The organism is Desulfosporosinus acididurans, assembly GCF_001029285.1.
Taxonomy (GTDB): Bacteria; Bacillota; Desulfitobacteriia; order Desulfitobacteriales; family Desulfitobacteriaceae; genus Desulfosporosinus; species Desulfosporosinus acididurans.
The window spans coordinates 1-13,049 of the sequence record NZ_LDZY01000002.1; the positions used below are offsets into that span (position 1 = coordinate 1).

13 protein-coding genes are annotated in these 13,049 nt (G+C 40.4%); 6 read left to right on the plus strand and 7 right to left on the minus strand.

The genetic code is table 11. The features are described 5' to 3' along the window. A partial coding sequence (locus tag DEAC_RS02055; RefSeq protein WP_047808392.1) for a transposase occupies positions 1-724 on the plus strand: 724 nt, incomplete at its 5' end. Between the two features lie 492 nt (positions 725-1,216). Here DEAC_RS02055 and DEAC_RS02060 read toward each other — a convergent pair. The 5 genes from DEAC_RS02060 to DEAC_RS24480 form a co-directional block, all read right to left on the minus strand. Beyond that, positions 1,217-1,435 (minus strand): hypothetical protein, encoded by a 219-nt coding sequence (locus tag DEAC_RS02060; RefSeq protein WP_047808393.1) that lies wholly within the window; start codon positions 1,433-1,435, stop codon positions 1,217-1,219. Continuing rightward, entirely contained in the window at positions 1,432-2,625 is a 1,194-nt protein-coding gene (locus DEAC_RS02065) for a Ger(x)C family spore germination protein (protein WP_047808394.1), read from the minus strand. The genes DEAC_RS02060 and DEAC_RS02065 overlap by 4 nt, the downstream gene beginning before the upstream one ends. After that, positions 2,622-3,722 (minus strand): GerAB/ArcD/ProY family transporter, encoded by a 1,101-nt coding sequence (locus DEAC_RS02070; protein ID WP_047808395.1) that lies wholly within the window; start codon positions 3,720-3,722, stop codon positions 2,622-2,624. The genes DEAC_RS02065 and DEAC_RS02070 overlap by 4 nt, the downstream gene beginning before the upstream one ends. Before the next feature lie 40 nt (positions 3,723-3,762). Further along, entirely contained in the window at positions 3,763-5,340 is a 1,578-nt protein-coding gene (locus tag DEAC_RS02075) for a spore germination protein (RefSeq protein ID WP_083995831.1), read from the minus strand. Positions 5,341-5,634: 294 nt separating this feature from the next. Then, positions 5,635-5,769 carry a hypothetical protein gene (locus tag DEAC_RS24480; protein ID WP_282433328.1) on the minus strand — a complete coding sequence of 45 codons (135 nt, stop codon included), beginning with the start codon at positions 5,767-5,769 and terminating at the stop codon, positions 5,635-5,637. Between the two features lie 221 nt (positions 5,770-5,990). Between DEAC_RS24480 and nrdR the strand changes: the two genes are divergently transcribed. The 3 genes from nrdR (at position 5,991) to DEAC_RS02095 (ending at position 10,728) form a co-directional block, all read left to right on the plus strand. Further along, positions 5,991-6,479, plus strand: a complete 489-nt coding sequence (gene nrdR / locus DEAC_RS02085; RefSeq protein ID WP_047808397.1) for a transcriptional regulator NrdR — start codon at positions 5,991-5,993, stop codon at positions 6,477-6,479. A gap of 40 nt (positions 6,480-6,519) precedes the next feature. After that, positions 6,520-8,922: a vitamin B12-dependent ribonucleotide reductase gene (locus DEAC_RS02090; protein WP_047808398.1), complete on the plus strand. Its 2,403-nt coding sequence runs from the start codon at positions 6,520-6,522 to the stop codon at positions 8,920-8,922. A 489-nt stretch (positions 8,923-9,411) separates the two neighbouring features. Continuing rightward, a complete protein-coding gene (locus tag DEAC_RS02095) occupies positions 9,412-10,728 on the plus strand; it encodes an O-antigen ligase family protein (protein WP_047808399.1) in 1,317 nt (438 codons plus the stop codon). A 499-nt stretch (positions 10,729-11,227) separates the two neighbouring features. Here DEAC_RS02095 and DEAC_RS02100 read toward each other — a convergent pair whose 3' ends face one another. Together DEAC_RS02100 and DEAC_RS02105 are read right to left on the minus strand one after the other, a co-directional pair. Beyond that, positions 11,228-11,575 carry a cupin domain-containing protein gene (locus DEAC_RS02100; protein WP_047808400.1) on the minus strand — a complete coding sequence of 116 codons (348 nt, stop codon included), beginning with the start codon at positions 11,573-11,575 and terminating at the stop codon, positions 11,228-11,230. Between the two features lie 115 nt (positions 11,576-11,690). Continuing rightward, positions 11,691-12,113 carry an alpha/beta fold hydrolase gene (locus DEAC_RS02105; protein ID WP_083995833.1) on the minus strand — a complete coding sequence of 141 codons (423 nt, stop codon included), beginning with the start codon at positions 12,111-12,113 and terminating at the stop codon, positions 11,691-11,693. A gap of 97 nt (positions 12,114-12,210) precedes the next feature. Between DEAC_RS02105 and DEAC_RS02110 the strand changes: the two genes are divergently transcribed. Beyond that, positions 12,211-12,420 carry a DUF5808 domain-containing protein gene (locus tag DEAC_RS02110; RefSeq protein ID WP_047808401.1) on the plus strand — a complete coding sequence of 70 codons (210 nt, stop codon included), beginning with the start codon at positions 12,211-12,213 and terminating at the stop codon, positions 12,418-12,420. 121 nt (positions 12,421-12,541) lie between these two features. Continuing rightward, positions 12,542-12,961, plus strand: a complete 420-nt coding sequence (locus DEAC_RS02115; protein WP_047808402.1) for a hypothetical protein — start codon at positions 12,542-12,544, stop codon at positions 12,959-12,961. Positions 12,962-13,049: the final 88 nt, after the last annotated feature.

Consider the following 13,049-nt stretch of genomic DNA (forward strand, 5'->3'; position numbering starts at 1 on the left):
ATTAAAGCCGGGTTACAATGTCCAAATAGGAACAGAAAATCAATTTGTCGTAGGATATAGTATCCATCAATCAGCAGGCGATACCAATTGCATGAAAGAACATCTGGAAGAATTGAAGAAAAACTTAGGGGGGAAACTCCCTGCCAACATTGTTGCCGATGCGGGATATGGCAGTGAAGAGAATTACGAATATCTGACTCAAAAGAACCTTGGGAACTATGTAAAATATAATACCTTTCATAAGGAAGCAACGGCCAAGTGGAAATCCGATCCGACGCTGGTTCAGAATTGGCTCTATGATAAGGAGAAGGATGAATACACGTGCGGGTTTGGGAGGGTTCTAAGGTTCAAGCACATAAAAACTCAGAAAAGCAAAAGGGGCTATCAAAGTACAATCCGAGTCTATCAAAGTGATGATTGTCAAGATTGTCCCTACCGCAAACGTTGTATTAAGCAAAGTAATAATGCGAATTTTAAGAAGCAGATCAACATTAACCCTAAAGGCAATGAACTAAAAGCAGAGGCAAGGGCTAATCTGACCAGCGAATATGGGATAAAAATGCGTAGCTTAAGACCTATAGAGGTGGAAAGTGTCTTTGGAGATATCAAAGGCAATTTTGGTGTGCGACGATTTATCCTAAAGGGATTGGAAAAGGTCAAGCTGGAGTGGGGATTACATTGTATTGCCCATAACATGAGAAAACTGACTGTCGTCTTAGGATAGACGGTCAGTCAGTTTAGCCTTCCCCATTCGAAACCTATTGAGGGGCTGTGAGAAACAAAGTTTCAACACAGCCCCTTTGTGTTGCATGAGAGTAAAGGTTAAGTTAAAGTAATAATAATAAGCATTGTGGGAAGAAGTTAGGGATTCCACCCGTTCGGGTCCACATTGCAGGAGAATGTTTCACAAGTCGCAGCGTGGCGAAAAGCTCGTACTTCGCCACGAAGTGAATCTCTGGGGTTGGTGGCTCGGCGAAACCCTCCACCGGAGGCTTTCGTGCTTTTCGTATACACGAACACGGAAGTTAAGGATCCACACTGCAGGAGTATGCGTATGGGGACGCAGTGTGGCGAAAGGCTCATCCGCCTTTCGTTCCAGGGCCGATAATACTTGGGGCGCAGGCTCCTGGGAAAGTAGGTCATCGCCAGGTAAATAAGTGATAGACTGCCAATGAGGCAGTCTATCTGTGTAAGTGAAGTTGTTAACCGTTAGTTTTTAAAGTAGTGAATGAATAACTGTGGTCAGGATCTTAATGGGATTAGGCAGTTTAATACCGATAATTAATAAGAAGTTCAGGATAAAGCCAATTGACAAAAGACTGATTACCAGAATAAGTTCTTTTCGCTGCCTGTTTTTTATAAGTGGAGGAATTTGTGAGAGAGACAAAAGCGTAAAGATCAGAATTAAGACTAGAATATAAAGAAAAACTTTCATTGAGCCACTTCTCCTTCAGTGTTTTTCGGTTGAACTGGTTTTTTAAGATACCCGGACCAATGGAGCTTGGCGTCGACAATTATATTGATTTGAATTTTCCTAAACTCTTCTCGCCAGTTTCTTTCTAATTCGGGCCATTCTCGGGGATACTTGCGATGCACGTCCGGGGCGAATTTGAAGATGTCCACGTCCCAATTTTGAGCTTTGCTGACGGCGCTGCTGATCTCCTCTTTGATATCTGTGTCTATTTGTTTTTCGATCTCATCAAAGGATTCAGGTTTTACTAAATCGCTGCTTCCCATTTCTTCTCCAAGATTGCCGTCCAGACGAACATTAATCGTCATTATGAGATTCCCGTCAACTAACTCCGGTACAACATTGCTGTCAGCTCTGATAATTTCAATTCCGGACTTTTTGCTTTCATTTCCGGGAGTCGCAATATCAATGATTCCGCTTTTTACTTTGCCAAGAACCCATAAGACACCCCTAGTTTCCTTTTCATTAAACCAACCAACCATTCGATCTCGTTTTAAGATCGCTGTTCCATCAAGCTTTAGGCTTTCTTCGTTTGGGTTTTTATTGTCCTCTTGGATTATGTCAATCCCGGGAACAATTGAGTCATTGGTTTTGCTGGCGAAATTTTTGAGGAGATCAATTAACTGGACTTTGGGGACTTTAGAAGCTGCATATGTTACTTTGGCAAGCTTTTCTATTGCTTGGGCAGGTATTTTTTCCTGTTCATAATCGCTTCTAATAATATCCTCAGCTTTTCTTCTGGTAATAAAAACATAAGTTAATTTACGAAATTCAGAATCGCGACTGAATAGATCCAGTTCGTCGCTGATTCCATTCCTGGCGAGTTCTTCAGATAAAACGTAAACAGTGTTGTGAGAAAAATATGCTTTTCGATCTGTTTGCAGTGAAGCATTTCGTATAGCATCAAAAACTGTTTCTCCTTTGCTCGTGACGACCCAAACACTTTTCGTGCCACTCGCTTTTTCCGATGTTGAAGATTTAATTGCGCTAGGTTTTAAAATTTGAAGCGATACAACGATTTGTCCGTCATTAGCCCGATCAACACCCACAGCTTCAACAATTGCCATGGTATTTAGTTCTCGCCGGTTCCAGCAACCTGGTAGAAGAAGTAACAGAAGAATAGTTGGGATTATTAAAGTAATTTTTCTTCTCATATGTTCTTTTCACCTTGCTTTCTAAAGAAGGCTATAGCGAGAAGCAGATAGGGGATAACAATTATGAAAATAATATTAATCCAAACGGATATAGGATAAGACAAAAAATCATTGAGATCGGAAATGTTGCTTTGAACGGATAGACATATCGGAAGAAGTATGGTAAGGGTTGAGATAACAAGGGGCCTATAATCCTTTATCCCAACTAAGTGACTCAATCCGATCAGAATAACATAGAGATATAAGATGGCTTTTAGATAACCACTGAGAATCCATATTGAGAGATGAATAGATTCTATGCGTTCAATAAAATCACCAATGTTCACTAAACGAACGGCGCTAAAATAAGGAAACTGAAGCATCTTAGCTAAATCGAGTCCTAGAGTTGCCAGAACAGTTACAGTTGTAATAAGCCACAAAAGTGCTATAAGAGAATAACTGGATATCAGGACAAGCTTTGCTTTCTCTTTCTCAGATTTTAAATGGGGAAGCAGCATAGCGAGTACAACTATCTCGGATGTTTTCAAGGCAATTGCGAATCCACCCATTCCTATGGATATTATGTTTTTTTCCATGAATGGCATAAAAACATTGAAATCCATATCTTTAGCCAGCAGCAGAAATATAACTAAAATTCCTCCGAAGACTATAGGCGCTAGAAATTCAGCAAACCGTGAAATTACTTCAATGCCCTTGAGAACAGCATAAGCACAAAACGGGAAAAGAAAGAGGAGAATAAAAAGGACTGGAGTTTCAGGCATAACGGCAGTTGTCAAAAAGGCGCTCCATTCGTATAAAAATAGAGATAGTCCATGACAAAAATATAAGACATAAAGAAGACTGACTGCTTTACCAGCTTTGCCAAGGAGTGTCTCTGCATATTCAAAGAGTGACTGATCCGGAAATCGTTTCCATAATAGATAAAATGGAACTGTTAACAATAGACTAGCAGGAAGACTAAAAATTTCCGATATCCATACATCCTGATTTCCTGGAGGACCAGTAAAAACAGGGAAAAACGTAATTGAAACGACAAGTCTGCTTATTGCTACAAGGAAAATAAGTTGTTTGGGGGTGATTTTTGCATTTTCTAACATAGGATCTCCTTTATGGAGAGGTATATTAATTAGTTGTCTCCTAATTGCCGGGATTTTCCGGCGGACTGGGAGCTAATGAATCAACTTGTCTCGTTGTGTTTCTACTTAAACTATGAGGCCGTGAAGTCATAGCCCACCAAGGTTTGCGAATAATGACATCATTAAGGCCAGAACCGTTAAGTGGTACAAGCGGAGACATATAAGGCACTCCAAAGGAGCGAAGCGAGAGTTGATGAATAACAAACCCCGCAAATCCGAGCATTACTCCATATAGACCAGAAAAGCTTGACAAGATGAGGAGAACAAAGCGGGCGATAGTAGTGACATCTGTAAAAGCTGGGACGACAAAGGAGGAAATTCCTGTAAGGGCCACGACGACAACCATGGGAGCTCCAACCAATCCGGCGGATACTGCGGCTTCCCCAATGACCAGTGCGCCGACAATACTAACGGCCTGTCCAACGGCCTTTGGCAAGCGAAGGCCGGCTTCCCTTAAGATTTCGTAAGCGATTTGCATCAAAAGTGCTTCGACAATAGTAGGAAATGGTGAGCCTTCGTTCGCACTGGCAATGCTAATCAAGAGTGATGTTGGCAGCAGTTCCTGGTGATAAGTTGTGATAGCAACATAAAGAGCGGGTACAAATGTAGAAATAAAGAAAGCCAGCCAACGGAGCCAACGGATAAATGTTGCAAGATAAGGCCGTGAATAATAATCCTCACTATTTTGGAACGCTTCTATGAATAAGTAAGGTACCGTTAAGACCAAGGGAGTTCCATCAGTTAAAATTGCAACTCTGCCTTCCAACAATTTCGCACTGACTATATCAGGTTTTTCGCTATTTCCAACGGTAGGGAATAAGGAATAAGGAGCATCCTCGATGAAGGACTCAATATAACCTGATTCGAGAACAGAGTCTGTCTCGATGCGGCATATTCTTTTCTTAACTTCCTGAACGACCTCGTCATTGGCAATACCCTGAATATGGACGATGGCTAATGATGTTTTTGTCTGTCTGCCGACGGTCATTTTCTCAACCATTAAATTTGGATTTTTTATTTTCCTGCGGATAAGAGAAATGTTTGTGCCTAGAGACTCAACAAAGCCTTCTCTGGGACCACGAATAACCGATTCAGTGCTCGGTTCTTCTACACTACGTGCTGCAAAACCGCGAATTGACGCAATAAGTGCTCTATCGGCTCCATCAATGAATAAGACGGTATCACCTGACAAAATTCCTGTAACGGTATCTTCTAGAGTTTGAACTTCCTGAACACTGGAAACAGACAATATACTTTCCTTAATGATTTCTAAAGTGGAGCCTGTAAGTTGGTTATTGTGTACTGATAGTAATGGCTTAAAGAGATTTTCGTTAACGGAATCTTCATTAAAAAGACCGAAGATCATAACCGCAAAGGCCTGAACAGGAGCTTCGCTTCCAATAGTGAACTCTCGAATTACTAGATCGTCAGCCTTGGGAAAGGTGTTTAGAATTGCCTGCCGGTTATCCTCTAGTTTTTTAGATAGAGTTGTGGGGTTTCCCGACGGATTTTGGCAGAGTGGCTCAGAGGATTGGCGGCGTTTCTTCCTAGTAGATTTTCTAATAATTTTTGTGAGCATAATCCACCTCCTGTTCCTCATTCCTTAAAATAGTTTTTGCGCAAAGTGGGAGATTTATTACGGAACAGGCAGGAATATTGGAAATATCCGATATTCCTGCCTGTTCCGTTACGTTATAAGTTAACTCCTGAAGTGATGCAATTCTGATAGGATTCTTCACAAAAGGGGGGCAACAGATAAGGTCCTGCAGCCCCTCTTAGTGATTTATCCAATCGTAAGACTCCCACTTCTTTAAGTGGAAGTGGGTCCCCTGTACTCTGATAGTCATTGCACAAAGGGAAAGGCATGAAAGGGTTACTTCTTAGCGCGTAAAGCTTCCTCTTGAGAAAGGCCATGGTTATCCCTGGAATCCATGCTCGGCTGATGATTAGGCGGCGCTGGTTTTGGATTGGGATTAGGATTTTTTTCCGAAGGCATCTTTTTTATCATAGTAATGTCACTTCCTTTCTCAGATCATGGTTTAGGTTCTAATTTATTTTGTCCCTTTTTAGAAGTAATACTACGGAATAAAAAAACAAGAAAGACGAAGATAGCAAGAAGAAACAAACAATGATTAGAAAGATAGACTCAAAACATGACTAAAGGCTAGTTGACATACTATATGTAGTGTGTTTAAATTGAAAAGCATACTACATATTGGGGGTGAAGGGGTGCGCTGTCCATTCTGCGGAAACGAGGACACGAAGGTTTTTGATTCGCGTCAGGTTGACGAAGGAACAACTGTACGAAGACGCAGAGAATGTGACCGATGTATGCGTCGGTTTACTACCTTTGAGAAGTTTGAGGATTCACCGCTCGTGGTTGTCAAAAAAGACGGAAGACGTGATGTTTTCTCTCGTTCTAAAATGATGGCCGGCATGCGAAGAGCATGTGAAAAACGGCCAATTTCAACAGAACAAATTGAAGAGGCCGCCTATAATATTGAAAAGGCTCTGCGCAATACGCATGAGCGTGAAGTGACGAGTGCTGAAGTTGGGGAGGCAGTCTTAGAGCAATTGTTCGGCTTAGATGAGGTGGCCTATATACGCTTTGCATCTGTATATCGCCAGTTTGGGGATATACAACGTTTTCTGGAAGAGTTACATGAACTTATAGAAAAACGGGGAACGTTAACAGATAAGGAAAGTAAAGAGATATAAAGAAATATAAAGAAATATAAAGAAAGTTGGGGGATTTTAGTTGAATTTCGAAGGACAAGCACCAAAGAACTGGTTAAAGATAAATTTAACGCCCAATGCCCGTGTTGTGTTGGAAAAGAGATATTTAAAACAAATTGATGGACAAGTTATCGAGACGCCGGAGGATATGATTTATCGAGTTGCCAATGTAATTGCCGCCATTGAAGAAGAAAAGTATGGCAAAGGTGAGAAAGAAACACGGGCTTTGGCGAAGGAATTTTATACAATTATGGCCAATCTTGAGTTTATGCCTAACTCTCCGACCTTAATGAATGCGGGTCGGGACCTAGGACAGCTGAGTGCCTGTTTTGTCTTACCGATTGAAGACAGTATGGAGGATATTTTTGATGCGATAAAAAATGCGGCAATTATTCATAAGTCTGGCGGAGGAACGGGCTTTAGTTTTTCACGTCTGCGTCCTAAAAATAGTATGGTTCGTTCAACAGGCGGCGTAGCCTCGGGACCAATTTCTTTTATGAAGGTTTTTAATTCGGCTACAGAAGCCGTAAAGCAGGGTGGAACTCGACGCGGGGCTAATATGGGAATACTGAAAGTTGACCACCCGGATATTTTAGATTTTATCCAATGCAAAGAGGACAATAAGGAAATTACGAACTTTAATATCTCAGTTGGGATTACGGAAGAATTTATGAAGGCTGTCCGTGAAGAGAGGGATTATGACCTTATTAACCCTCATTCTGGGGAAGCAGCAGGTAAATTATCTGCTCGCGAGGTTTTTGCTAAAATTGTTGATCATGCATGGCAAAACGGAGAGCCGGGAATTGTCTTTCTTGATCGTTTAAACGAAAGCAATCCTACTCCCCAACTTGGTAAAATTGAAGCGACAAACCCCTGTGGGGAACAGCCCTTGCTTCCTAATGAAGCGTGTAACTTAGGCTCCATTAACCTTAAACTTATGGTGACTGAGAAAAATGGTAAAATGGTTATCAATTGGGAGCGATTAAGTCATGTTACCCGTCTGGCGGTACGCTTTTTGGATAACGTTATCGATGCCAATCAGTACCCGCTAAAGATTATTGATGAGGTTGTAAAAGGAAATCGTAAAATTGGCCTGGGAGTAATGGGCTTTGCTGATATGTTGATTTTGCTGCAAACGTCTTATGCTACGGAAGAAGCCGTTGACTATGCGGAAAAAGTCATGAAATTTATTCAGACGGAAGCACGCATCGAGTCCCAACGTCTAGCCGAAGAACGAGGAACTTTTCCCAATTATGAAAGCTCTATTTATGACGGAGTTATGAAACTGCGTAATGCCACACTAACCACAATTGCCCCGACGGGAACGATATCGATGATTTGTGCTGCATCGAGCGGAGTTGAACCTCTTTTTGCAGTGGCTTATACGAAAACTGTCATGGATGGCACTTCGTTAGTTGAGGTAAACCCTCTTTTTGAAACTTTCGCGAAAGAGTACAATTTTTATTCACCGGAACTAATGCGTAAAATTGCTGAGAAAGGAACGGTTCTCGGACTGCCGGAGGTTCCTAACTGGGTACAGGAAATCTTTACGACGGCTCAAGAAACTTCTCCGGAATGGCATATCCGCATTCAGGCCGCTTTTCAAAAATATACGGATAACGCAGTTTCTAAGACGATTAATTTTGCTAATTCAGCAACACGAGAAGATATTGCAGAAGCATATCGTTTAGCAGACGAGTTGAACTGCAAAGGCTTAACGGTTTATAGGGATGGAAGCAGAGAGGAACAAGTACTTTCTACTGGAACTACAGTACCGGCAGCCGCTGAGGCCTCCAAACAAGCTGCAGGCGGGGATCAAGGACAAGCCCTGACCTCTTCAGCTGGTCAGATAACTGCCCCCAGTACCCCGTTTGTTCCTGAAGTGAATACCGTAATGCCTCGTCCACGCCCGACCACAACTATTGGGGTTACAGAGAAAATTAAAATTGGCTGCGGCAATCTTTATGTTAGTGTTAATGCTGATGAAAAGGGAATATGTGAAGTATTTACAAATACCGGCCGGGCTGGAGGATGTTCTTCACAATCAGAGGCCACAGCTCGCCTGATTTCTATTGCTTTACGTTCCGGTTTGTCTGTTGATGCCATTATTGAGCAAGTCAAAGGAATTCGCTGCCCTGCTTGTATGCGACGTGAAGGGGTAAGCGTGACTTCCTGTCCGGATGCAATTGCCCGTGTCATTAAGAAATATAATGAAGTAGGCATCAATGTTACACAAGTCCAGGCTGTTGAAGGGCAAAATGCAAGCGGACTTTCAAAAGTTACGGGTCCCTCTGGAAAGATTTCTGCCAAGAAGTCCCTTCCGGGCGTAGCTCCAGCGAATGCCTGCCCAGAGTGCGGTATGCCGATTAACCATGAAAGCGGCTGCGTTGTCTGCACCCATTGCGGATATTCGAAGTGCGGATAATAAAAGTGTTCACTGATAATAAAGTCTGACACTGAATAATAAAGTCGGACACTATTGGACAACCGATGTTGACTTTGAAAAATTAATAACTATCAGGACTAACCAAAATGCATCTTAGCCAATAACTGAAATATTACGGTTATTGGCTTTTGTTTTTACTATTATGCATTTATAACCGTTTTATCTATAATTGGAAGCTAAGTGTTTAGCTTGGGCTAAGTCATAGTTAGTAGGATAATGCGAATCAGATAATTAAGCGAACCATCTCCAAATAAACGAGACTACGTTAACTTAATACTGGTTTTCTATGATTGAATATTTAAGTTAGTAAGCGCATCAAAAGATAAATTGTCGTACACAGAGGAATTTGGAAGAAAACGGAGAATAAATTTTAATCGTCTTCTTTATTAGACCAAATTAATGTGTTTTAGAATATATTTCTCGTCTTACACTCTTAATGTAAATATTTATTAGAAAGAGAGTATTAACGTGGGTTTTGCATTTTTTAAATGGGGGATTTTACTTATTAGTATTGGAATTGTTGTCTATTTAGGATTAAAAAAACCGAATACTCTAATCTCGTTACTCGTTGGGGTGGTCGCTTTAGATATTTCCGAGACTTGGTTTCCGCTGTTGGAAAAACTCAGCTCCCAGCCTGTATTTACTCTAGCCCGTATTCTTAGCCTCGGTATTATCTTGTCTGCGCTTAGACGTTTATGGATTGAACCTAAGAAATATCAAAATCTGAAAAAGATTCTAAATCATTTTTTATCTCGTGCCCTAATGATTTATATTACAATTGGGGCATTTAGCATTTTTTATTCCATTGGACGGGGACTAACCGTAGTTGAGGTTGTTCGATTGCTGACGTTTTTTTTGCTTTACCTCAGCATCTGCCTTATTGCGGAACGTAAATACACCCTTTTTCCCTTTCGGGTAGTCCATTGGGTCGGGGTGGCACTTGTTCCACTCACACTGTATGAAGGAATGACAAAACATTTTATCTGGCGGGGATATTTAGCAGTGGGAGAGATTGCACGCGTTAATTCAACCTTTTTGGACCCAAATATTTTTGCCCGCTACCTTGTATTAGGCATTGTGGCGAATTTAATTCTCCAAATCTATAACGTTGAAACCTGGAAGCGCCTTACGTATTTTATGTCGCTATTAGGATTGATAGGAGCGTTAGCAATAACATTATCGCGCAGTGGAGAAGTAACTTTGGCTATCATCTTAGTTTTTATTCTCTTGCTTATTCCGAGAAAACAAATAGCCCAGTCGATTGGGCTAATGGGAGTAATTGGGTCCATTATCGTGGCTATGAGCCCGACCGTCCAGCATCGTCTGCTTACCTTTAGAGAGGGGCTGGGAGCGTTAGATGCCCAGCGTAAATATTTAGGGAAAGTGGCTTGGGCAATGTTTACGGACCATCCGATTTTTGGAGTTGGTTTGGGTGGCTTTGAGAAGATGTTTAAAACCTATTACATAAGCTATAAGACAGTTGCTGAAGGGGCAACTCGCTCACATACAACTCTTTTTACAATAGCAGCTGAGCTTGGATTATTGGGACTAACTGCACTCGCGTTGATTTGGTTTGCGCTCATACAGATTCTTCGAAGTTTACGAAGTCTCGACCAAAATCGATTAGACTGGTATATTCCTGGTGTGGGGTACTTTTTATGGATTTTGACTATTTTTATTAGTTCTCAGTCCGAAGCGCGTTTCTTTGAAGACCCTGTACTCTGGGTTAGCATGGGTATGATACTCAGATTGTTGTTTGGTGTAGAGAATGATATGAAGACGTAAGTTTGGAATTTTCTATTAAGGCTGTCTGACTAATGCCCGTGGTGGATTTGAAATGACTCAAGTGAATTTTCGGCGATATTAAAGGCGTTTAGAGTTTTAAAAAGCGGAAGGAATTTGTTCCCATTATTCTTAAACCCTGTAGTAGAAATGCCGTCCAACCTCTATGTTAGGTGGACGGCATTTGTAGGATTTGGGGAAGTTGTATTATTAGCTCTCGAAAGTCTTAAAGTAAGCAATAAGAGTGAGTGTGTGAAATTTTTTTTACACGCTCCCTTTTGCTGAAGCTGAGCGAGTGCTCTTCTATCACTTCTTCAAAAAGTTCATGTTCAATCTCATTTAAGACCTTTAAAAATCATTTGTACTTCCGATTCAATAATTAAGAAGTTTGCTTTAACTTTAACGAATTTTGGTTCCAGAAGAAAAAGAACCAGCGTGTATACAGACGTCGCAGTGCAAAAAAGCGCCTCAAGCCAAATTTGAACTTGTAGGCGCTTTATCATTATACATTCGCATCTGTTGCAAAGGCCTCTGAACCCATTGGTGATATTGTGACAAAAAGACGTAAGACCTCTTCACCGGTGTTTATAACCTGCAAGCTTTCCTGCCCATCAACCTGCATTAACTCGCCCACCTGCAACGAGGTTTCATTGCCATCCGTGACAACCTTAGCATTACCCTCCATGACCTGCAGGAAAAGGGTTGATTCTAGATGCGTATGCCCCGGTAGCATTTCCCCTTTTGCAATGTTTAGAACAAAAGCAATTATATTATCGCTGGTGAAAAGCATTCGCTTGGCGATTTTCCCCAGTGGCTCTTGAAAATAATCATTGAAAATAAACTTGTTCATAGATAAATCCTCCTATAATTCTAAACTAAACTTTAATATACCCAATTTGAATATTGTTACGAATTCCTTTTCTACAAAATGTTCAACTATCTTATAAGGAAGTAACCAAGTCAAATCACAATAAACTACCCAAAGCGATGCGGCCTCCCAAGGAAATGCCTAGAATATTTCCCCTATTAACCCCAACAGCACGTATGAGTTTTGCAGTATCATTTGCCATCATTTCAATGGTATAAATAATATCAGGCTTGTCAGTACGACCTGAACCACGGTTATCAAAGGCTAGGACTTTAAATTCTTCAGAGAGTTGATTAATAATTTCCTTATAGACAGTTAAATCTGTCCCTAGTCCTGGAATAATCACAAGTGAATTGGCATTTTTTTCACCGTGAAATTCATAATACATGGTTATATCTTCGACTTTTACAGTAGGCATTATTTTATAACTCCACAAATTAATTTCTAACCCATAACCGAACATTGATGCCGTCCCGACAAAGTGTTGGACGGCATTCATAGCATCGGAATAAAGTTCCATACTTTATACGTATTTTTCGGTAACAAATAACGGAAGTTATAGAGGTGGTTAATTCATTTGACATAGCATTAAAGTCAGTTTAAGGTGGAGAGAAAACATGGCAAATAGAAAATGGTCAATTGAAGAAATTGACGAGTATAGGAGAACTCACAATCAATATGTTTTCTATTTTAACCCAGATGATGCTAATTTTGTAGTTCCAAAAGCAAACGGACTGGGACGGACAAACAACTGGGCACATCCAGCTTCATGGTTAATAATTTTAGCAGTTGTAATTTTAATGGCTTATCATGCATTCTTTAAATAACCGAAATCTAATGTAATGGTTTTACTGGTTACTTCTTCTAATTCTTAAACCTTACGCGTCGGTGATGTTATGACACATCTATAGCACAATAAGTTATAAGTTTCTTAAGAGGTTTTTGTGTATGATTTTAGAGAAAATATTGAGGATTTTCCTTAAATTAAATATTTTAAGTGCTATATACGCTCTGGCTTTATTTGCCCAGATTCAACTTATGGGAAATATTTATCGAATCGCTAGAATAACAAATTGGTCTGTTAAAACTGCTAATATACGGGTCGGTATCTTGATTCTAATGATAATTATAGTTACATCAATTTTATTTTACCTAATCACAAGTAGGTATCTAAGTAAAGCAAAATTGAGATTTATAATAACACTTCTTTGGATTCCTTATTTCGTTATCTTCACTTTATTTTTATCTCCCGCAATGGTTCGGGGAGAAGAACCTCCTCCAGTCTTGGGGCTATTATTGATTGGTGTTTTTCTTATCTATCCTTTTTATATAGCATTTATCAATGTGATTTCCTCTGAAACCAAGTAATAAATGTTTTGCTATTTATTCGTATTCTACTCTTATAGCGTAGCATGGCAAGTTCTGCTAATTCTTAGACACATCAGTAAAATATGGA

Excerpts from the sequence above, each read along its gene's own strand:
- DEAC_RS02100 (WP_047808400.1), bottom strand. The coding sequence starts at position 11,575 with ATGAACAAGTTTATTTTCAATGATTATTTTCAAGAGCCACTGGGGAAA.
- DEAC_RS02110 (WP_047808401.1), top strand. The coding sequence starts at position 12,211 with ATGGCAAATAGAAAATGGTCAATTGAAGAAATTGACGAGTATAGGAGA.
- DEAC_RS24480 (WP_282433328.1), bottom strand. The coding sequence starts at position 5,769 with ATGATAAAAAAGATGCCTTCGGAAAAAAATCCTAATCCCAATCCAAAA.
- DEAC_RS02075 (WP_083995831.1), bottom strand. The coding sequence starts at position 5,340 with ATGCTCACAAAAATTATTAGAAAATCTACTAGGAAGAAACGCCGCCAA.
- DEAC_RS02065 (WP_047808394.1), bottom strand. The coding sequence starts at position 2,625 with ATGAGAAGAAAAATTACTTTAATAATCCCAACTATTCTTCTGTTACTT.
- DEAC_RS02060 (WP_047808393.1), bottom strand. The coding sequence starts at position 1,435 with ATGAAAGTTTTTCTTTATATTCTAGTCTTAATTCTGATCTTTACGCTT.
- DEAC_RS02105 (WP_083995833.1), bottom strand. The coding sequence starts at position 12,113 with ATGGAACTTTATTCCGATGCTATGAATGCCGTCCAACACTTTGTCGGG.
- DEAC_RS02070 (WP_047808395.1), bottom strand. The coding sequence starts at position 3,722 with ATGTTAGAAAATGCAAAAATCACCCCCAAACAACTTATTTTCCTTGTA.
- DEAC_RS02115 (WP_047808402.1), top strand. The coding sequence starts at position 12,542 with ATGATTTTAGAGAAAATATTGAGGATTTTCCTTAAATTAAATATTTTA.